Below are 22745 nucleotides of genomic sequence, written 5' to 3'. Positions count from 1 at the left end.
TGATTCTTCTACTAATAAAGCGATGCCATTGCGCATCGCTCTTTTAGCCCAGCCTCGCGCTGGGCTTTCTGCTAACCTTTTTCCCTCGTCACTGGCTACTGAAACCATCAAGCTTTCTGACGATCTTACTGCCACACTGAATACGGCTATTCAGGTAGTTAACCAAGGTAAAGCAGTCACATTAACGTCTCAGTCTGGCCTTTCGGTTGTATTAATGGCGGGGTTAACGGCGGCTCAAAATCGCATTCACCCACATGCGTATTTATCTGGTTTTGCGGCAAGTTTACCGCTTGCTGTTGAGCAATCACGCCGCCAATCAGATGACGTTAGTATTGAGCAAACATCGACGGCATCAACAGCCGTTGAGCAATTTTCAGCGCTATACCAACTTATTGATGATATTGCAGCACGAAATCAGCAACCAGAATACACGCAAGAAGGTGGTGATGACTGCCAGTATTGGTTTACCGAACCCAATAAAGCGCGCGTTGCCAGCCTGACTTTTAATACCGAAAACCTAGCTTTTGATGCTAAAAGCCAAGCTGGCAGCACTAGCCTTGTGTTAACCCAAGCGACGGGCTTAAAAGAAGCAAAACCACTGCTCGATTCATCGCGTTTATTTTTCATTATTACGGGAAATACAGAGGCCGATCTATCAACAAAACTTGCTGAGCTAAGCAAGTGCTTTGTTAATCCAGCGCTAAACTCTTCGGTTCTTATCGAATTAATGCACCAAAACTTAGTGCGCTTTCAAGCTGGCTCGCAAGCGCAATTCACTATTGTATTGCAAGGTGCGTCGGTCGATGCGATGTTGTTAGAAATCAATGCACTAACCAAGGTGTTATCCAAGGTTATTACAGAGAAAATCGACTATAAAACCCCTGCAGGCAGTTACTTTTCACCTGCGCCAGACAACCAAGGCAAAGTCGCCTTTGTTTACCCTGGTGTTGGCACTGTCTATCCGGGCATGTTGCGTGATTTTTACCAGTATTTCCCAGATCTTTACGCCAGATTAGAGCGTGAAGGCAATTTAAAAGAAATGCTACAAGCGGATAAAATCTACGCGGCTAGCAATGGCAAAACAGGTAGTCAGCCCCAAGAGATGACGCTTAGCGAACTTGCTATCGCAGGTGTTGGCAGCAGTTATATCCTGACTCAGCTCTTGTGTGAGTCATTTTCGATCAAGCCTGATTTTGCGCTGGGTTATTCCAAAGGTGAAGCCTCTATGTGGGCAAGCCTCGGTGTATGGCGTAATCCCCATGCTTTGATTGAAATGACCCAAACTAGCCCGATTTTCACTACCGCAATATCGGGTGAATTAACGGCAGTGCGTGAGGTATGGCAACTGGGGGAAAGTGAAGCGATCACATGGAATAGCTTCCTTGTCCGCAGTGAACCCGCAGCTATTGAAGCATTATTGCCTCAGTACCCTCGTGCTTATCTTGCCATTATCCAAGGTGATACTTGTATTCTTGCAGGTTGTGAACAGAGCTGTCGCGATCTACTCAAACAACTGGGTAAACGTGGTATTGCCTCTAACCGTGTAACGGCCATGCATACCACACCAGCTTGGAGCCAACATGCTCAAGTCACTGATTTTTATAATCAGCCGTTATGTGATGAACTTCAGCATCATATCCGCTTTATTAGCGCAGCAGAGTTGCTACCTCAAAACGCTAATCAACCAGTAAATCTAGATAGACAGAGTATTGCGATATCTATTGCCGATACCTTCTGTTCAACCCTCGACTTTACTGCACTCATCCGTGCAGCACGAGAACACGGTGCGCGTTTGTTTATCGAATTAGGTGCCGACCGTCAAACCAGTACCTTAATCGACAAGATCAATCGTGCAGATAAAGTGACTGACAGCCTTGCTGTGGCAACGAATGCCAAAGGCGGTGATGACATTCAAACCTTATTGAAATGCATTGCCCAGCTGATCACCCAGCAAGTGCCTTTATCTATTTCGCCTTTAGTTGACGGTCTTGCCCGCCAACTCGTCTCTTCAGAGACTCAATCTACCCTTCATACACAAGGAGAGCCAGTATGAGTTCTCAGCACCATTCGGCTGACAAATCAGCAAAAATTGCGATTGTTGGTTTAGCCAATCAGTATCCCGATGCCGATACGCCAAAGGGCTTTTGGAACAACCTACTGGATAAAAAAGATTCACGCACAAGGTTACGTCCTGAAAAGTTAGGTGCCAACCCAAACGCTTATCAAGGCCAACAAGGTGAATCAGACCGTTTTTACTGTGATAAAGGCGGCTACATTGAAAACTTCACCTTTGACCCGAATGGCTATCGTTTACCCTCTGATTATTTCAATGGTCTAGACGATAGCTTCTTGTGGGCGCTAGATACCAGCCGCAAGGCACTGTTAGATGCAGGTATTGCACTTGATGCCGATGTTCTTGAACGCACTGGTGTAATCATGGGAGCGTTATCTTTCCCGACTACGCGTTCAAATGATTTGTTCCTGCCGATCTATCACTCAGCAGTAGAGAAAGCGCTACAAGAAAAGCTGGCTAATCCACAATTTTCATTGTTGCCATCGAACGACCAAGTGCAACCTCTGAATACCGCAAATGGTGTAGCAGCCCATAACGCATCTAAAATTGTGGCTGACGCACTTGGCCTAGGAAGCACGCAGTTAAGTCTAGATGCAGCTTGCGCTAGCTCTGTTTACTCTTTAAAACTGGCTTGTGATTACCTAAGCACAGGCAAAGCAGACATGATGCTGGCGGGCGCGGTTTCTGGTGCTGACCCGTTCTTCATTAATATGGGTTTCTCGATTTTCCACGCCTACCCGGATCACGGTGTTTCTGTTCCTTTTGATAGCAACAGTAAAGGCCTATTCGCGGGCGAAGGCGCTGGTGTTTTAGTGCTGAAGCGCCTTGAAGATGCCGAACGCGATGGCGACCATATTTATGCAGTTGTCAGTGGCATTGGTCTTTCAAATGATGGTCGCGGTCAGTTTGTATTAAGCCCAAATAGCAAAGGTCAGGTACAAGCCTTTGAGCGTGCTTATGAAGCCAGCGATTTGTCACCAGAAAGTATTGAAGTGATTGAGTGTCACGCAACAGGTACACCGCTAGGTGACAAAGTTGAGTTAACCTCAATGGAGCGCTTCTTTGCTGACAAGCTCAATGGCAGCCAAGTCCCTTTGATTGGTTCAGCAAAATCGAATTTGGGTCACCTGCTCACCGCTGCTGGCATGCCGGGTATCATGAAAATGATCTTTGCAATGAAAGAAGGCGTGCTACCCCCAAGTATTAATCTGTCAGAACCTTTGTCATCACCTGAAGGTTTATTTGGCGCTCAAACACTGCCGACTCAAGTACAGCCTTGGCCAGATAAAGCAGGCAATCCTGAACGTCGTGCTGGCGTATCAGTATTTGGTTTTGGTGGCTGTAATGCTCACTTGTTACTTGAATCTTATTCAGGCGCACATTCAGCAACAGAAGCTGCGGCTGAAACGACAGTTTGTGAAGCTGATTCGTTACCACGTCACTCCACAGCATTAAAAGTGACAGGTCTTGCTTCGCACTTTGGCTCATTAAAAACCATTAATGCCCTTAGTCATGCGATTCAACATGACGAAAATGCCTTTGTTGCTTTACCGAAAAAACGCTGGAAAGGCTTAGACCAACACCCTGAGCTATTAAGCCAATTTGGGCTGCACACCATTCCGCATGGTGCTTATATCGATCAGTTCGAATTAGATTTCCTGCGCTTTAAGGTGCCACCAAACGAAGACGATCGCTTGATTTCACAACAGCTCTTGTTGATGAAAGTCACCGATGAAGCCATTCGTGATGCCAAGTTAGCATCAGGTCAGAAAGTCGCCGTTTTAGTTGCGATGGAAACTGAGCTTGAAATGCATCAGTTCCGTGGACGCGTAAACCTGCATACTCAGCTTGCAGACAGCCTTGCGAACATGGGCGTTACGTTAACGGAATCAGAATATAAATCCCTTGAAGCTATTTCAATGGACAGTGTGTTAGATGCCGCCAAGCTGAACCAATACACCAGTTTCATCGGTAACATCATGGCGTCACGCATTGCGTCGCTATGGGATTTTAATGGCCCTGCGTTCACTATTTCTGCTGCCGAGCAATCTGTTGCTCGTTGTATTGATGTAGCAGAAAACCTAATGAGCCAAGAATCGCTTGATGCCGTCGTTATTGCTGCCGTTGATTTAAGTGGTAGTGCTGAACAAGTGATCTTGAAGAACAGCATTCGACCTATAGCTAACTCAGTACAAGATTCAGGTTGGCATGTTGGTGAAGGAGCTGGTGCTATCGTACTAACGGATGCAGCTTCTGGTTCTGAATCGCAGTCGCAAGCACAGGCATACGGTGAAATCACAGCATCAGGTTTTAGTGCGACCAGTCAAAGTCACACTGTCACAGATCGCTTATTAACATCATCAGGTGTACCTGCATCTGCCATCAAGGTACTGGAAGTTAACCAAGCCCCTGACAGCACAGAAACCTTGCAACTACCCCTAAACACGGTACAGCCTACATTCGCCAATCAGCGCTTAGGCCATAGCTTTGCCGCATCAGGCATGGCGAGCTTGCTACATGGTTTAATTACCTTAAATCACACAGCAACTCACGAGCAGACCAAAGCAGGAATTATCGCCAGTGTGAGTGAAAACCAGTGTTCGCAACTGCTCGTTTCGCAATCGCAAGCCGAAACGCACGCGTTAAACACTCGTCTAGCTAATGAACTTGAAAGTGACAATAAACGTCAGCTTATCAAGCAAGTCACACTCGGTGGGCGTGACATTTATCAACACATAGTCACAGCCGAACTCGCTGATATAGCGTCGATTCAACAAAAAGTGGCCAATACTGCACCGCAAATTAAGGCGCAGAAACCAGTATTTAACCCAATAGTGGCAACGCTGCCAGCTCAGAAGCAGCAACCATCCGTATCCCCGATTTTGGCAACAACACGCCAAACGCCGATAACAGGAACTCCAAGCAATATGACCAACGTCCTATCCGCTAATAACAGCCAGAATACTCAGACAAATAGCCCTACATCATCACAGCAAGCGGCATTTATCGAGAACCAACAACTTGCTCAACAAGTTCACCAAGCCTTCTTACAAAATCGTGAGCAAGGATTGAAGATGGCTGATGCTTTACTAAAAGCGCAATTAAACGAAGTCACTGCACAGATGGAAGCGGGTTATAACCCACAATCTGCGCCTACTTCTGCATTAGCTAACGCAACAGCAACAACACCCGTTGCCGAACCTGTTAACGCCTACGCAGCACCTGTAAAGCCAATTCGTAAACCATGCATTTGGGATTACGATGACTTGGTTGAATATGCCGAAGGGGATATTGCTAATGTCTTTGGCCCTGATTACGCCATTATCGACAACTACTCACGTCGCGTAAGGCTACCAACCACGGATTACCTCTTGGTTTCGCGTGTCACTAAACTTGACGCGACCATGCTGGAATACAAACCAAGCACCATGACGACAGAGTATGACATTCCTGTCGACGCACCGTACTTGGTTGATGGACAAATTCCTTGGGCGGTTGCCGTTGAATCTGGTCAGTGCGATTTAATGCTGATCAGCTACTTAGGCATCGATTTTGAAAACAAAGGTGAGCGTGTATACCGTCTACTCGATTGTACCCTAACCTTCCTTGGTGATTTACCACGCGGTGGTAACACACTACGTTACGACATCTCGATCAATCACTTCGCCCGTAATGGCGATACTTTGCTGTTCTTCTTCTCGTACGAATGTTTTGTTGGCGATAAGATGATCCTGAAAATGGATAACGGCTGTGCTGGTTTCTTCACCGATGAAGAATTGGCTGACGGTAAAGGTGTTATCCGTACTGAAGACGAAATTAAAGCGCGTAACCTAGCAATGAAGCAACACTTTAATCCGTTACTGCATTGCCAGAAAACTCAGTTTGACTACCACACGCTACACAACTTGCTAAGCGCAAACATTGCCGGTTGTTTTGGTGAGAGTCATATCTCTGATCGCCACCAGCCTTCATTGTGCTTTAGTTCTGAAAAATTCATGATGATTGAGCAAGTAAGCCGCGTTGAACCACAAGGTGGCGCGTGGGGACTTGGCTTAATCGAAGGCCATAAACAGCTAGAACCTGAACACTGGTATTTCCCTTGTCATTTTAAAGACGACTCAGTAATGGCGGGTTCTTTAATGGCTGAAGGCTGTGGTCAATTGCTCCAGTTCTACATGATGTACCTAGGTATGCACACCCAAGTACAAAATGGTCGATTCCAACCGCTTGAAAACGCACCACAAAAAGTACGTTGTCGTGGACAAGTATTACCACAATCTGCGGTATTAACTTACCGTATGGAAGTGACAGAAATTGGTTTGAGCCCTCGCCCATATGCCAAAGCCAATATCGATATTTTGCTTGATGGCAAAGTCGTGGTGGATTTCCAAAACCTGGGTGTGATGATCCGTGAAGAAGAGGAATGTACACGCTACCTTGGTTCATCTGATTACGTTGTCGAAGATGCACCAGTACAAGTTGCACTTGAAGTTGCAAGCACACCAAAAGCAAATTTGAGCAAAGCAGCATCGGCAAATGCCCCACTAATGGCACAAATTCCTGACTTAACAACTGCAACCAATAAAGGTGTGATCCCGCTACAACACGTAGAAGCGCCGATTACGCCTGATTACCCGAACCGTACCCCAGACACAGTACCGTTTACGCCGTACCACATGTTTGAATTTGCAACGGGTGACATCGAAAAATGTTTCGGCCCTGACTTTTCAATTTACCGCGGTATGATCCCACCGCGTACACCATGTGGTGATTTACAGCTAACGACTCGTGTTATTGAAGTTAATGGCACCCGTGGTGACTTCAAAACACCATCATCGTGTATTGCAGAATACGAAGTGCCTGAAAACGCATGGTACTTTGACGAAAATAGCCATCAAACACTAATGCCTTATTCGGTCTTGATGGAAATTTCTCTGCAACCAAATGGCTTTATCTCTGGTTACATGGGTACAACTCTTGGCTTCCCTGGTGAAGAACTATTCTTCCGTAACCTTGATGGTAGCGGCAAGATGCTACGTAATGTTGATTTACGCGGCAAAACCATCGTTAATGATTCTCGCCTACTTTCAACTGTAATGATGGGTACCAACATCGTTCAGAGCTTCAGCTTTGAGCTAAGCACAGATGGTATTCCTTTCTATCAAGGCACTGCGGTATTTGGTTACTTCAAAGGCGCAGCATTGAAAGATCAACTTGGTCTTGATAACGGTAAAGTCACCCACCCTTGGCATGTTGAGAACAATCGTACCCCAGATGTAACAATTGACTTGCTTGATAAAACCAGCCGTTACTTCAACGCGCCAACATCGACTTCTGGTGAAGAACAACCACACTACCAGCTTGCAGGTGGTCGCTTGAACTTCATTGATACCGTGAAAATCACCAGTGATGGCGGTAAAGAAGGTTTAGGTTACTTATACGCTGAGCGCACTATCGACCCTAGTGATTGGTTCTTCCAGTTCCACTTCCATCAAGATCCTGTGATGCCGGGTTCATTAGGTGTCGAAGCTATTATTGAGCTAATGCAGACCTACGCGCTAAACAAAGATCTTGGCGCTGGTTTCCGTTCACCTAAATTTGGTCAAATCCAATCAGAAGTTAAATGGAAATACCGTGGTCAAATCAACCCACTGAACAAACAAATGTCGCTTGATGTGCATATCACAGCAATTAAAGACGAAGACGGTAAGCGCATTATTATTGGTGACGCCAACTTGAGTAAAGACGGCCTGCGTATTTACGAAGTAAAAGACATCGCTATTTGTATTGAAGAAGCTTGAGTTAAGGATTAGAACATGACAACGCAAACAACCCTAAATAACGAAAAGCTTTCTCCTTGGCCATGGCAAGTTGAAGAAAGTGCCACCAAGTTCAATCTAGATGCAATGGCGAAAGTATTAAAAGATTTGAGCCGAGGCTGCTACGTCATCAATCACCCAGAAAAAGGGCTGGGTGTCAGCCAAGAAGCAGAACTGACCGCTGGTGATAGCGCAAGTGCTAGCAGTACACACCCAGTTAGCGCATTTGCGCCAGCACTTGGCACACAGAGCCTTGGTGACAGTGATTTTTGTCGTGTACACGGCGTTAAATACGCTTACTACGCAGGTGCGATGGCGAACGGTATTTCTTCTGAAGAGCTAGTGATTGCACTGGGTCAAGCAGGCATTCTTTGCTCATTCGGCGCTGCGGGTTTAATCCCTTCACGTGTAGAACAAGCGATCAACCGTATTCAAACAGCGCTGCCTAACGGCCCTTATGCGTTCAACTTGATCCACAGCCCAAGTGAACCCGCACTAGAGCGCGGTAGTGTTGAACTATTCCTAAAACATAAAGTCCGTACTGTAGAGGCATCTGCATTCTTAGGTCTAACACCGCAAATTGTACAATACCGCGCTGCAGGCTTAGGCCGCGATCAAAAAGGCGAGATTGTTATTGCTAACAAAGTTATCGCTAAAGTCAGCCGTACCGAGGTTGCCACTAAATTCATGGAACCTGCACCAGCTAAAATGCTGCAAGGTTTAGTCGATGAAGGCCGTATTACACCAGAACAAATGGAACTGGCACAGCTCGTTCCGATGGCTGACGATATTACCGCTGAAGCAGATTCTGGTGGTCATACCGATAACCGCCCTCTGGTGACGTTATTGCCGACCATCTTGGCACTAAAAGAAGAAATTCAAGCTAAATACCAATACAAAACGCCACTTCGTGTCGGTACTGGCGGCGGTGTTGGTACACCCGATGCGGCACTGGCTGCATTCAATATGGGCGCCGCTTATATTGTGACAGGATCTGTTAACCAAGCATGTATTGAAGCTGGCGCGAGTGAACATACGCGTAAATTACTGTCGACCACTGAAATGGCCGATGTCACCATGGCACCTGCTGCAGATATGTTTGAAATGGGCGTTAAGTTACAGGTCGTTAAGCGCGGTACGCTCTTCCCGATGCGTGCCAATAAGCTCTATGAAATTTATACCCGTTATGATTCTATTGAAGCGATCCCTGCAGACGAGCGCCATAAGCTGGAAACTCAGGTCTTCCGTTCAACACTGGATGATATCTGGGCTGGTACAGTAGCGCACTTTAATGAGCGCGACCCAAAGCAAATTACGCGTGCTGAAGGTAACCCTAAGCGAAAAATGGCACTGATTTTCCGTTGGTACCTTGGCCTTTCTAGCCGCTGGTCAAACACAGGCGAAGCGGGTCGTGAGATGGATTATCAAATCTGGGCGGGTCCTGCGCTTGGTGCGTTTAACGCATGGGCAAAAGGCAGTTATTTAGATGATTATAAAAACCGCCAAGCTGCGGATGTAGCAAAACATCTGATGCATGGCGCTGCTTATTTAGCTCGTATTAACTTGCTAGCATCACAAGGCATTAAGCTGCCTGCTGATATTGCGCGTTGGAAACCTGTTGAGAAAATGATTTAATCTAAAATTAACGCCGCATAATTCAGTTTTGATAAGCGAAAACCGTTAATTGAATAGACATAACAAAGCCCAGAAATATTGCTATTTCTGGGCTTTTTATTGACCTTAGTATCTAACTAGCAATGCGTAACTAGTATCAACTAACGTTTAGCCTATTAGAGTGCGCCCCAAGGGCCTGAACCATTATCTGGTTGATCCCCCTTAGTCCACCATTTAGCTTTGTAAGTCACACCACTAAACGTCGCTTGGTCACCACCGTTATACACTTTATCTGCGCTCCACGTTTTCACGCTTCCATCATCAAATGCAGCCCATACAGCACTTGAGCCTGGTTTTTCACCTTTGGTCCACCATTTAGCCGTGTATTTCACGCCATTATAAGTAACTGTATCACCCGTGTTATAGATGGTATTCGCATCCCACGTTGTACCAGTGCCACCATCTGCTTTTACAGTTACCACGACTGTCGATTCAGCGCTAGCTTGGCCATCAGATACAGTCACAACAAGATTAACGACAGTATCAGCCGTTACTGTTGGTGCGGTAAAGCTAATGTCTGCGCCTGTTGCAGTCGGTGTTACTGATCCAGTTGATACAGAATAGGTTAATGCATCGCCATCAGCATCTGTCGCTGAAACACTAATCACAACCGTTTGACCGCTTTTGACATCAAGTGTTGCTGGTGCATTTAGCACTGGTGGAATATTATCTACCGCGCCTGAACCTTTAACAGTAACTGTGACATTTTTACTTACTTGCTTACGGCCATCACTGACAGTCACCGTCACAACTGCAGTAAGATCTGTTGCGGTATTTGGTGCTTTATAAGTAACTGTTGCGGTACCGTTACCGTTATCAACAACTGTCGCATCTTTAGCAGTAAAACTGAGCTTGTCACCATCAGCATCAGTTGCTGAAACATCAAAGCTAATCGCTTGACCAGAATTAACCGCTTGCGCTGCAGGAACTGTCAGTACAGGTGCCACATTTGGTACTGTGCCAGCACTAAAGACGCGATCAATTTCAGCTGCTAATGGCGAACGCAGGTCAGTACACTCTTTTAAATTACGACCATGACTAATGAAAGTACCAGCACATTCAACATCACCATGAACCTGCCATACAATCACACCACCAAGGTTATGATCGACAATGTACTGTGCTTTTTTAGCAATCGAAGCTTCATCATCGTAACTTAAGAAGTATTTACCTTTAACGGCGTAAGGTACTTCAGCTGAAGCATCCCACTTATGCTCCCAACCTGTTTGCTTTTTAATGAAATTATAGTTTGGTTGCCCTTCAAACTGTTTCCAGTTATCTAAATCAACCGATGATAATGTTGGGCCATCAACACTGAAGTTGACATTACGTTTATCCGTTGGTGCGCCAACATAAGCTGTCGCTTCGGTTGTTTGTACACCACGGCCATAGAAAGCAGCACCGAAGTTAATTTTCTCAGATGGAATGCCTTTCGCAGCCATCCACGTACGGAGGTAATCAAGTTCTAAACCTTTGAACTCTTCTTCTGGGTATGGGTAGAGTGGCGCATTATGACCTGCAACATTAGACCAACCACCATTAAGGTCGTAGGTCATCATGTTGAAGTAATCCATTGAAGCAGCCAGACGAGCCCAATCATAGCCTTCAAGCTTAGCTGTTGACGCTGCAAATGCAGCTGTAAGCAATTTATTCGGACCAATACGAGTACGAATATCTTCCATTAACAGTTCAAAATTAGCGTAATCTTCAGGGTTTCCTTCGAAGTTCATGCCACCTGTGCCTGGGTATTCCCAGTCAATATCGATACCATCAAAGCCAAGCGCCATCAGCTTATCAAGATCCTGCATGAAGCGTTCTTTCTTAACGGGATCAGCTGCCATCTCAGGGAAGTGTTTAGACATACTCCAGCCACCTAGAGAAGCCATAACTTTCACACCTTTTTGGTGAGCTAAGTCAATCAATCCCGGCGCACCACCTGCCTTTTTCAGTGGGATTGGGAATTGGCCTGTAACGCCTGTTGGTTGATGTAACCAGCCGCTACCTTGTTTAACAAAGCCTTGGTCTTGCACTTTTTTCAGTTGATCCGCATTCCATGGTTCATCTGTCGGGTATTGATGAATATATTCCAGCTCACCCCATAAAATATGGAAATCCCAGCTTGAATAGACATCTGGGTGTAAAAGCGACCCAGGCTCTTGAACTGCATTGGGCTGGTAGATGCTTTTATTGCGTAAATCGCCACTATGTAAAGAACCATCTTTGGCAACACCGAAGAAAGAGAAATTTAGAATTGAGTAGATATCCATATCTACATTCAAATGCGTCGCTTCCCCCTTCACACTAAAGCCTTCATTCGGCCCTTTCCACGCTTCCCATTGGGTAATATAACCAATAACGTTCTTATCATGGGTAGGAGCGGCCTGTACAGAAACAGTGGCAGTCGCCATTAACATTGCAGCAATCGTGCAAGCGATCTTACTTTTTTTCATTCCCTTTTGCATTTCTAACTCCGTGTGGTGGTTAGTTATATCAATTAATAATGCATACATTGTGTGCGTTTATGCGTATTAATACTCGCTCAAAGCAGGATGAGTATGGCTATCGACTTACAGCTAACAACGCTGACTCAGGTTAACCTGACTGCCTAAGGCGAGTTCAGATATAAGTGTCATCCAATCTTTTTTCTTTATCTAAAAAAACATCTCAGAGTTAGACACTCAACCAAGTCAAATGTAGATATAATGCAAACTTAACAAGCATTATTTTGAATGCGTTCCAATTATCACCGAGTTAATACACAAAATAATTCGCGTAAAAAATAATTGAAACGTTTATAGAACAGCGATAAAAGAGATGATTTTAATAAAAACGTGGGACGTTATAGGAAAATTAAGAGCATATGCTTTAAAATATAAATGCAGCATGTTTATACGTGCTGCATCAAGTCAATCGATAGCTTAAACCAAGAAAAAAGCTAATTTCCGCCTTAATTTCACGCTCTATTTAACAAAGCGGTTATACAGAAATAATATTACAAATGCACCAATCGTTGCCGTAATGATACTGCCTATATTCACACCGTTAGCACTACTAAAACCAAGAAAAGAACCTAACCAGCCACCAACAAAAGCACCACACACACCCAGTACCATTGTCATGACAATACCACCACCATCTTTACCCGGCATTAACCACTTAGCCAACGCACCAGCAATTAGTCCTAATATAATCCACGAAAAAATACCCATAAAACCTCCATTAGACACAGATAGAAAGAGATACCAGCCTAAATCACTTGATGACAAGAATAACGCTGGTATTACGTACCACTAAACGTAGTTGTTTTATCGACAATAATCCTTTTCATTTATGAGGAATGTTTTTTTACTCAGCACTGACAATTCATAACAAGCCTTGCGGCACACTCGCAGCTCATGCACCAACTCAACAAGATAAATCATGCTAAAAAAACACCTAATAGCAACAGCTTTCGCCTTATTCAGCACATCCGTAGCTGCAGCTCCAGAATTAATGTCACCTGTAGAAATTGAGTTTGGTCAATACGCACACATAGAAACAATTGAAATTGTCGGTAACATCAATGCAAGCTTACTTCGTCTTGTTGATGACTCACTGCAAAGCAACGATTCTGATTATTATGTCATCAGTGATATTTCTGAAAATGCACAACAAAACACCATGACGATTTCCGTAGATTTATACAACAACATGAATACTACTTCAGACATTGTTGCAATGAATTAATGCGTTGCCGTTTGTTGAGATTGCTTTAAATACTTAATCACAGTCTCACGCAATAGTTTTTGATTGACGGGCTTGGCAAGAAAATCATCCATGCCCGCTTCAAAGCACTTATCTTTTTCTTCTTTTAGTACATTTGCCGTCAGCGCGACTATTGGGATCGCAGGGGAATTGCGATCTGTCTTATTTGCTTCAATTCGTCGAATACGCTTTGTTGCTTCAAATCCATCCATAACTGGCATTTGGCAATCCATTAAAATCAAATCAAACGCTTGAGATTCAAATTGCTCGACACCTAGTAGGCCGTTTTCAGCAATTGTCACGGTTAACCCAATTTTCTCAAGCATCATTTTGGCAACTTTCTGATTAACGACTGTATCTTCAATAACAAGTACATGCCCTTTACTCGCGTTATCCTTTTCTTTTTCTGGGAAAGTTTGCTCTGGATCTTTCGGATCGGAGCTCTTCAAATCAGCGGTAATCATTGGTGGCTTTAACATAGGTACGGCTGGTATCTGACAAGTATTACCTTGCAATACTTGTTCAACTTGCCATTTTAATTCTGACTCTTTGTATGGTCGAGCAAGGACTGCCGAAATACCCGAGGTACGCATTTTCCGTGCATCACTCAAATCTGGTCCAGCGGTAATCATCATCATCACTGGACATTGATCACCAAACTGATGGCGCAATTGGGCTGCCAACACGAAACCGTCCATAACCGGCATCCACTTATCAACCAGAACTAAATCAAATGGGGAGCCGCTTTTTATCGATTCATCTATAAATTGTGCAGCAAGTTCTTCATCTTCACAGCATATTGAATTTGCGCCAAAACCGCATAGCTGTGCTGATGTTATCCTCATATTCATCATGTGGTCATCAACCAATAAAACTTTAGCCCCTGCTAGCGGCTTAGCTGTCGTGGATACTTCAACATCTGTTACAGTCGCCTCGAACGGCTCGCACTCTTCAAGTTGAACCGTAAAGTAAAATTGACTTCCTTTTCCCTCTTCACTTTGTACCAACAGCTCACTACCCATAAGTGAAACCAAGCGCTGACAGATAGCAAGTCCTAAACCACTTCCACCATACTGACGTGTTGTGCTCCCATCTGCTTGTTGAAATTTTTCAAAAATAGTTTGATGCTTATCAGAAGATATACCGATACCACTATCTACCACTTCAAACTTAACGCTTACCTGTCCTTCAGCCATAGAGACAAAATGTATATTTAATTGGACATGCCCTGTCTCGGTAAATTTAATCGCATTACTGACCAAGTTCACTAGAACTTGACGCAATTGTGTTGGGTCACCTAAAAGCATAGGGGGAACACGACGGTCTATTGAACACTGTAGTAGTAAACCTTTCTCAGCCGCTTTGACTAAAAAAATATTTTCGACATCTTTGTTTAAAGCAAATAAATTCAAATTGGTATGTTCAAGCTTCATTTCTCCCGATTCTATTTTGGAGAAATCAAGAATATCATTAATCAAATCAAGCAAAGATAATGATGAGGAATGGAGCATCTCAACATATTCTCTTTGTTCAGGGCGCAATGACATCCCTTGCAATAAAGAAGACAAACCAATGATTCCATTCATTGGCGTTCGAATCTCATGACTCATGTTTGCTAAGAATTCACTCTTTTTGTTATTTGCCTCTACCGCTTGCTCTTTTGCTTGTTCAAGTTCATCGTAGTGATCTCGAATTCGCATCACTGAATGGTTATAACTCTCTTGCAGAGTAGTAATTTCATCGTTAAACAAACGATTTTTGAGCAATAACAATCGTGGAAGTTGCTTGTCATCAAAATCACTGACCACGGCAGACATGTGCGCAAGATGTTTCACTATCACATGATAAACGATGAATAGAATGAAAGTCGCAATAAGGAAAATCTTTACCGCTTGTGAGGCCAATAAAATCAAAAACTTATTAAACAGCCCATCATAAATTTGATATAGATCAGATTGAACCGTTATCGTCGCTAATGAGAAATTTTTATTGCCACTGCTGAAGATCATTGGCCAGGATTTTTCATGTTTATATTTTTGTAGATCCTCACCTAGCTGCAAAATGATACCGTCATCATCCTCAATCACTAAGTAGTGGATCTGCGGCTGCCTAAAAATGCCTTCCGCTTGCAGTTGTAATTGCTGTCGGTCTTCAACCCATAAGCTTGATGTAAGGCTCTCTAAGGATGTTTCTTTTATTTGATTAAGGTGTTCATTAATGCTGACCAAATCTCGCTGATAATCAACATACAAGTTCACACCAGTCGTAAACAGCGTTAACACACTACTTACTAACAAAATGTAAATAAGCATTTGCTTAGCAAGCCCTAATTTCCGAAGCTTATTGTGATCCTGATGCGCTTTGTTCATCCCTAAACTCACACTTATTATTTATTCAACTAATCTAATAATAGACAGTCAAATGGAATTAATAAAAAGGGATTTTAATGATAAAAGTCATAACACTATCAATAACGGCATTACTAAGCTTCTCATCCGTCGCTGCATCCCCAAATGATATCAATTATTATGTGATAGCAAAACAAGCGGCCCCCTTTCAAATAGAGAATAAAGCAGATCAGCACAGTGGAATTGTTACTGATATCGTAAAAAAAGTATTTGAAGGTAGTCAGTATGCGATTAACTATCACTCGTACCCATTCAACCGAATGATTTCAATTCTTGAAGGAGGCGGTCAAGCCAATTGGATTACATACGGGAGCCCATCATGGGGAGGTGTACAGGCTAAAAACCTATCTGAAGAGCCTATTTATACAGTTAAACACGTTTTGTTAAGCAGTAAAAAAAATGAATTTACTTTCAACAACATGAAAGACATAGAAAACAAAATCGTTGTTTTACTTCATGGCTTTGACTATCCACAATTAACACCTTTCATCCAATCCGGGAAAGTGGAAGAACTGCGTGTTAAGGATTACCAAGCCGCATTTCGTATTGTAAAAAAACTACAGGGTGACGCTGCATTCGTTGAAATGGACTCCCGAATAAAATATAACTTATCAGAACTAAATTTAGACAGAGAGCAATATAAAACTCAGTCGTTTAATAAAATCATCCCTGATTACCCTATTTACTTGGCATTTGACCCTAATATGGACAAATCCATCCAAACATTTATAAATGAACGCTTAAAAAACATGAAATCAAGTGGTGAACTAGATCAAATTATTAATAACTACATTTAACTTCATAATATCTAATTACAATAATAACACACCATTAAGCGCTCTAAATATGAGCGCTTATTCAATTGTGATATTTAACTCTATTTCACAAAATCTTTGTCAAACATGTGACCTAGTTTATTCGCCTTCGTTTTTAAGTAACCTTCATTATAAGGATTGTTCCCTTCTTGTAATGGAACACGCTCAATAATTTCAATGCCCGCCGCTTTAAGCGCGTTTACTTTTCGAGGGTTGTTTGTCATTAATCTAACCGATTTTATATTTAAAAAACTCAACATCCCCCGACAAAAAGTATAGTCTCGCATGTCAGCTTTAAACCCTAATTGTTCATTGGCTTCAACTGTATCAGCACCTTGATCTTGCAAGTGGTATGCTCGAATTTTATTTATCAAGCCTATTCCCCGTCCTTCTTGGCGCAAATAGAGTAATACACCACTCCCAGCATCAACAATATTCTCCATAGCTCTGGCAAGTTGAAACCCACAATCACAACGAGCACTAAATAAAGCATCACCCGTGAGGCACTCTGAGTGTAAGCGAATAAGCGGAGGTATCTCAGGATCCAGTTTGCCATACACTAATGCTAAGTGTTCTTTCCCTGAGGAAACCTCTGTAAAACCATACATTTGGAATGTCCCCCACTGAGTGGGTAACTTTGCACTATCAACAAAATGGACATGGTTAAAAGGTTCTTGTTGTGCAAAATGACTACGCACTTCCATCAATATTTTACCTAATTCGTTCTGGCCTCGACCATCACCACCATCTCCCCAAAATGAATCTTTGTGAGAATGCTCTTTAATCACACAGGTGCCCGTCGAGACAAGTAAGTGCGTAAAATGCGGATTTTGACGAAACTTTTCAAATACAACATAGCGCATCACGGTTGTTCGGACCTCCATCCAATCTTGCTTTACTTGGTCTTGATATTGGCGGCTTAATTGAAAAGCTTCATCGGGCGTTGATGCATTCAGTATCAGTTCCTGGATACTTTTATCTGTGAATTTTTGAGCTTGATAATAGTGTTCACTTGTCGGCCACACTACATCGCTTAATGATATTGGACTTGCGGAAAAATTAGATAAAAAACCATGATCATCTTGAGGCTCATAAAAGAATATTTCATCTACCATTCTAGTTACTCCATAACGTTAACAGTATCCCTAGCCATGAAGTGTCTTTTCGACACTACAGATATGTCTATTTTTATCGGCACATTTTATAGTCTAGTCCATTTGAATATTCATCATGTAGCATTTGAATAATTTATTCTTTAGAATTGCCGCCTGGTGTAATTCCACTTAAAATCAGGGATAAATACGCAAATAAAAATCACGTTATCTCGACTTGGATTAGAAAAAGGATACAAAATGAACTTCAAATGGATTCTATTTGATGCCGATGAAACATTATTTCACTTCGATGCATACGAAGGACTTAGGTTAATGTTTGAACGGTTTGGCATCACTTTTAGTCGAGATGATTTTGCTCACTACCAACAAGTAAACAAACCGCTGTGGGTTGACTATCAAGATGGGAAAATCACAGCTCAGGAACTCCAGCATACCCGTTTTGAGTTGTGGGCTAAAAAGTTAGACGTTACAACCACAGACCTTAACAGTGCCTTTCTCTCAGCAATGGCCGATATCTGCGCCCCATTACCTGGCGCTAAAGAACTGCTAGATTTCCTTCAGGGTAAAGCTCAGTTAGGTATTATTACTAACGGGTTTACAGAACTTCAACAAGTTCGGTTAGAACGAACTGGATTTTCTCAACATTTTGCAGCGTTGATCATTTCAGAGCAAGTTGGCATTGCCAAGCCTGACCGGGGTATTTTTGAGCATGCTTTTGCCTTGATGGGTAATCCTGATAAAAGAGATGTATTGATGGTTGGCGATAATCCACACTCAGATATTTTAGGTGGCAATAACGTGGGGATTTCGACTTGCTGGTTAAACGCATCAGGACAACCAGTGCCTAATGGTGTGAAGCCGTGCTACCAAGTCAGCTCACTTGACGAACTACATACTATGTTAAAGCCACATTATTAATACACGCCAGACACTCCTTTTAGGAGGGCGCCAATAAACTAGGCGCATATTAGCTAAATAATCTAACCAAATTAAAAACTTTACAACCACAGCATATCCCTTTATGTTGTGGTTATTCTTCCAAAACACAGATGTGAATCATGCCAATGTTAGCTATTAGCAGTATAAATGTATGTTCAAACGCACTTTTGAATGCGTCTCACACTGTGATCTCTGTCGTCGTCGTGGTCTCTCACTAACGCTGACAGCTAATTATTTCGTCAGCCTGGCTGATGAAATAGTGACACACCTGCTTTTTCCCTCGCCAAGCTGACCTAACAAAAAACACAACAAAAAGGTTAGTACATGAAAAAGCGTGATTTAGCAGCTATAGGTTTTATGACCTTCGCGCTGTTCCTCGGAGCAGGCAACCTAATTTTCCCCCCACTAATGGCACAACAAGCAGGTGACTACTGGCTAATTGCGATTGCAGGTTTCTTGCTCACGGCTGTTGGTTTACCTGCACTCACTATTATCGTATTAGGGCAACTTTCTTCAGCTGAAAAACTCACCAGTGCTTTACCCACTTGGATGAACCGTACTTTTTGGTTTTTGGTGCTCACTACTCTTGGGCCTGCATTTGTATTACCGCGTGCTGTAACCGTAGCATACGAAATGGGTATTAAGCCCTTTACAGACGCCAACCTGTTATTACCTTTTTCAATCCTGTTCTGCTTCATCACTCTTTTGCTTGCTTTAAAACCAGGGAAGTTACTGGATTATATTGGCAAGGTCATGACACCAACCTTAATTGCAATGCTTACATTACTTGTTGTGGCAGCATTGGTTAATCCTCTGGGAACCAGCCTTCCGGCGACACAAGATTACCTAGAACAACCGATTGTGAACGGTCTTATTCAAGGCTATATGACGCTTGATGCTATTGCCGCAGTTGCTTTTGGCTGGGTAATCATTAATACCATTAAGAGTAAAGGTGTAACCAGCAAAGCTGATTTGGCAAGGTATAGTAAATGGATTGCGCTTATTTACGTTGTGTTGATGTCTTTATGCTATTTAGCCATGGGATATTTAGGTGCGACGTCTTCGACTATTGCTCCTAACGCTGCCAATGGTGGAGAAATCCTGACACGCTATGCTGCTGGTGAATTCGGCTATGCTGGCCAACTTTTATTAGCAGGCATTACATTAATGGCATGTCTAACGACAACGGTTGGTTTAACCAATGCAAATGCTGAGTATTACCGTAACACTTATAACGTACCTTTTTACCGCAGCGTAATCATTGTGACAGTGTTGACTGCAGCTGTATCAAATGTAGGCCTAGAGCAGATTATTACAGTAAGCTTGCCCGCAATACTTATCCTGTGCCCTATTGCTATTGCATTAATATTAAGCATTATCTTTTTGCCTAAACGCGCTATTAATGCAGGGCTTCAAAGTAGAGTTGTTATTGCTGCAACCATCTTTGGTAGCATTGATGCATTTTCTGTTTTAGATATGATTCCAGCGGCCCTAAACGTTCAGTTTAATCAATGGTTACCGCTTTATGAATACCACTTGAGTTGGTTAATCCCTGTTGCAATTCTCTTCGTTGGATTAAAAATAACTCAACGAACACAACCTACAGCATGTGCTGAAACAGTATAAGCTAAACACTAACCGCCAGTATGTTTACACTGGCGGTTAACTGTTACAGCTTTTAATGTTAACGCAACAAAAAACACACACAATTTAATGTCGTACGAAATATAGCCATAAGAATAATTATCACCCTGGCATATCAAACAAAATAAGGTTTCAATAAAAGTCTGAATTTTGTTTAAGGTAATACTTTACATCTATGTTCATTCCGCATATTGTAAATGTGTTGCCGAGATTGAATATAGGTTCATCATGTTTTTACATACAGCTAAAGTCATTGCAAAAAACTCATATAAGACAGAGTTAGCTGTGCGCGCAACAAACTCAATTATCATCATTATTCTAGCGATTATTCGCTAGGCTGACGGTGATAACTTTCCGTCAGCCGAGCTGATGGAAAGGTAGTATCCCTCTATATTTACTTTATCCCTTCATTAGCTCGTTAGACGGTTCACACAATACAGATTGTAGGACAGTCAATGAATACAGCATTGAAAACACAAGATTTACTCGCCATAGGCTTAATGACATTTGCCCTTTTCCTTGGTGCAGGTAACCTGATCTTCCCACCCTCAATGGGGCTCGAAGCAGGAACAAATTTACTGCCAGCTATGGTGGGGTTCTTAATCACAGCCGTTGGCCTGCCAGCATTTACCCTAATTGTATTAGGACGTATCACGAATACAAATAACCTCACAAAAGCCCTACCGCCTTGGCTTGGGAAAACCTTTTGGGTACTGCTGTTCACTTCTATCGGCCCCGCTTTTGGTATGCCTAGGGCTGTGACCGTTGCTTATGAGATGGGTATAAAACCTTTTGTCGATGGCGACTACCTGCTTATTTTTACCCTTATCTTTTGTGGCGCCACTCTATTGTTGGCTTTTACACCAGGAAAACTCGTCGATTATATTGGTAAATTCATGACACCAACATTGATCTTAATGTTAATCGCGCTTTCTGTTGCAGCAATTACATCACCATTAGGCGTGCCTCAAATGCCAAGTGCTGATTACCAAAACAGTGCAGTTACACATGGCTTAATTCAAGGCTACATGACTATGGATGGGATTGCTGCTGTTGGCTTTGGCTGGGTGATCATTCAAGCGATTAATGCTAAAGGCGTAACAGCCCCTAAAGATGTGGCTCGAGTGTCTCTTTATGTAGCTGGAATTTATGCGGTTCTAATGGGCGCTTGTTATCTGGCTATGGGTTACGTAGGAGCAACAGCAAGTACTATTGCAAACGGTGCTACCAATGGTGGTGAAATTCTCACACTTTATGTTCATGGTATTTTTGGTGAATATGGCCAAGTTTTACTGGCTGCTATCATCATTATGGCGTGTCTAACCACAACTGTTGGTCTCACGAATGCTAGCGCCGAATATTATCGCTCATCGTTCAAAGCACCTTTTGCACTCACTTCAATCATTGTTGTGACTCTAACCTGTGTCGTCGCAAATTTTGGCTTAGCACAGATTATCCAAGTCAGCTTACCTGCCATTCTTCTATTGTGCCCAATAGCTATTGCACTGGTTATGGCGTCTTTTGTTGGCTCAATCAATGAAGCGATCAAGCCTAGCCATGTAAGCGTTTTAGTGGTGACATTAGTGTTTGGTGCTGTGGATGCTCTTGCTATTTTAGAGCTAATGCCAACGGCAATGCATGAGCAATTAACAGATACACTTCCACTCTATAGCGCACATGCAAGCTGGTTATTACCTTGCTTGTTAGTCCTTGTGTTTAATTCTGCTTATTCGTTCTTTGAGCAGCGTAAAACATGCACTGCTTAATACTACAGTTATAAAAAATTCCCTGGGCGCTTAGCACCAGGGAATTTTGATATAGTATAAAGAGCTTAGTGCTGAACTAGAATTAATACGGAATAGCACTACTCGCATCATGTTTTGATTGATAAACGCAGCCATCTGTCCTCCACAAGCATAAAAATTTTCGTTCATAAAGAAAATAACTATGCTGTTTTTTTATGATCTTATAGCGCGTTTTCATTCCTTTAAAATCAAATAACCATTTCATGGTAATGTTTCTCTTTTCACTGAACTTACAGTAATCAAATTACTATAAAACAGAGTGCGCAAGAGAAATACTCAATGATTTTGCGATTCATCTTTCACTTTTAATTTTTGATCTTGAGCCCAAATACAATTACTGACACATCAGTAAACAGTGATAACCTCACATTATAAGCAAAAAAAAGCGACCACTCATTGTGACCGCTTAGCAACTGATACATAACTAACTGAGTTTAGGTTATCTATCACAACCTGATCTTAGCTTATTCAGGTTTACGTTTACCTGTCATAAAGTCAGATAAGATTTCTGGTGTCAACTCACCAGATTCTTCTAAACGCTTTAGTTCTGCAACGATAGCTTGCTGCTCTTCTAGTGAAGGGATCGGCAACTCAGGTTCTTTTTTGATCGCTTCAGGATCAATCGATAGGTTCTCAAGCATTGTTTTTCTCACTAATACAAATTCTGCACACAGTATAACGCAATCAAAAAAAATAAGAATTGATCCC

General features: G+C 42.7%; 13 protein-coding genes. 8 read left to right on the top strand and 5 right to left on the bottom strand.

Features of this window, described 5'->3' with window-relative positions; all coding sequences use genetic code 11:
• Positions 1-22 precede the first annotated feature (22 nt).
• Genes OCU87_RS20070 through pfaD form a run of 3 tightly spaced genes read left to right on the top strand, consistent with a single transcriptional unit; the run spans position 23 to position 9528 of the window.
• The gene (locus OCU87_RS20070) at positions 23-2053 is read left to right on the top strand and encodes a PfaB family protein (protein ID WP_261859337.1); all 2031 of its coding nucleotides are present in this window, start codon (positions 23-25) and stop codon (positions 2051-2053) included.
• Positions 2050-7875 carry a hotdog fold thioesterase gene (locus OCU87_RS20065; protein WP_261859215.1) on the top strand — a complete coding sequence of 1942 codons (5826 nt, stop codon included), beginning with the start codon at positions 2050-2052 and terminating at the stop codon, positions 7873-7875. The genes OCU87_RS20070 and OCU87_RS20065 overlap by 4 nt, the downstream gene beginning before the upstream one ends.
• A 15-nt stretch (positions 7876-7890) precedes the next feature.
• The gene (pfaD, locus tag OCU87_RS20060; RefSeq protein WP_261859214.1) at positions 7891-9528 is read left to right on the top strand and encodes an eicosapentaenoate synthase subunit PfaD; all 1638 of its coding nucleotides are present in this window, start codon (positions 7891-7893) and stop codon (positions 9526-9528) included.
• 155 nt (positions 9529-9683) lie between these two features.
• On the opposite strand, the gene OCU87_RS20055 is transcribed toward pfaD, so the two are convergent.
• Together OCU87_RS20055 and OCU87_RS20050 are read right to left on the bottom strand one after the other, a co-directional pair.
• Positions 9684-12029 carry a glycosyl hydrolase family 18 protein gene (locus OCU87_RS20055; RefSeq protein ID WP_261859213.1) on the bottom strand — a complete coding sequence of 782 codons (2346 nt, stop codon included), beginning with the start codon at positions 12027-12029 and terminating at the stop codon, positions 9684-9686.
• Positions 12030-12527: 498 nt separating this feature from the next.
• A complete protein-coding gene (locus OCU87_RS20050; protein WP_062689426.1) occupies positions 12528-12776 on the bottom strand; it encodes a GlsB/YeaQ/YmgE family stress response membrane protein in 249 nt (82 codons plus the stop codon).
• Positions 12777-12987: 211 nt separating this feature from the next.
• Here OCU87_RS20050 and OCU87_RS20045 point away from each other — a divergent pair, with 211 nt between their 5' ends.
• Positions 12988-13293, top strand: coding sequence for a hypothetical protein (locus tag OCU87_RS20045; RefSeq protein ID WP_062689424.1), 306 nt, complete (start codon positions 12988-12990; stop codon positions 13291-13293).
• Here the strand turns inward: OCU87_RS20045 and OCU87_RS20040 are convergent.
• Entirely contained in the window at positions 13290-15680 is a 2391-nt protein-coding gene (locus tag OCU87_RS20040; RefSeq protein ID WP_261859212.1) for a response regulator, read from the bottom strand. The genes OCU87_RS20045 and OCU87_RS20040 overlap by 4 nt on opposite strands.
• 77 nt (positions 15681-15757) lie before the next feature.
• Between OCU87_RS20040 and OCU87_RS20035 the strand changes: the two genes are divergently transcribed.
• Entirely contained in the window at positions 15758-16516 is a 759-nt protein-coding gene (locus OCU87_RS20035) for a substrate-binding periplasmic protein (RefSeq protein ID WP_261859211.1), read from the top strand.
• An 80-nt stretch (positions 16517-16596) separates the two neighbouring features.
• Here OCU87_RS20035 and ribA read toward each other — a convergent pair whose 3' ends face one another.
• Positions 16597-17649, bottom strand: coding sequence for a GTP cyclohydrolase II (gene ribA / locus OCU87_RS20030; protein WP_261859210.1), 1053 nt, complete (start codon positions 17647-17649; stop codon positions 16597-16599).
• 237 nt (positions 17650-17886) lie between these two features.
• Between ribA and yjjG the strand changes: the two genes are divergently transcribed.
• From yjjG to brnQ (OCU87_RS20015), 3 genes are all read left to right on the top strand, one after another.
• On the top strand, positions 17887-18567 hold the full coding sequence (yjjG, locus tag OCU87_RS20025; RefSeq protein WP_094957789.1) for a pyrimidine 5'-nucleotidase: 681 nt from the start codon (positions 17887-17889) through the stop codon (positions 18565-18567).
• 345 nt (positions 18568-18912) lie between these two features.
• The gene (gene brnQ / locus OCU87_RS20020; protein WP_094957790.1) at positions 18913-20214 is read left to right on the top strand and encodes a branched-chain amino acid transport system II carrier protein; all 1302 of its coding nucleotides are present in this window, start codon (positions 18913-18915) and stop codon (positions 20212-20214) included.
• A 485-nt stretch (positions 20215-20699) separates the two neighbouring features.
• A complete protein-coding gene (brnQ, locus tag OCU87_RS20015; protein WP_261859336.1) occupies positions 20700-21998 on the top strand; it encodes a branched-chain amino acid transport system II carrier protein in 1299 nt (432 codons plus the stop codon).
• 503 nt (positions 21999-22501) lie between these two features.
• Here the strand turns inward: brnQ (OCU87_RS20015) and OCU87_RS20010 are convergent.
• Positions 22502-22678 (bottom strand): restriction endonuclease subunit S domain-containing protein, encoded by a 177-nt coding sequence (locus OCU87_RS20010; protein ID WP_062689447.1) that lies wholly within the window; start codon positions 22676-22678, stop codon positions 22502-22504.
• Between the last annotated feature and the right edge of the window lie 67 nt (positions 22679-22745).

This window comes from Photobacterium sanguinicancri (genome assembly GCF_024346675.1).
GTDB classification, from domain to species: Bacteria; Pseudomonadota; Gammaproteobacteria; order Enterobacterales; family Vibrionaceae; genus Photobacterium; species Photobacterium sanguinicancri.
The sequence above is the reverse complement of the archived record's forward strand: the minus strand, read 5'-3'. Positions and strand labels throughout refer to the sequence as shown.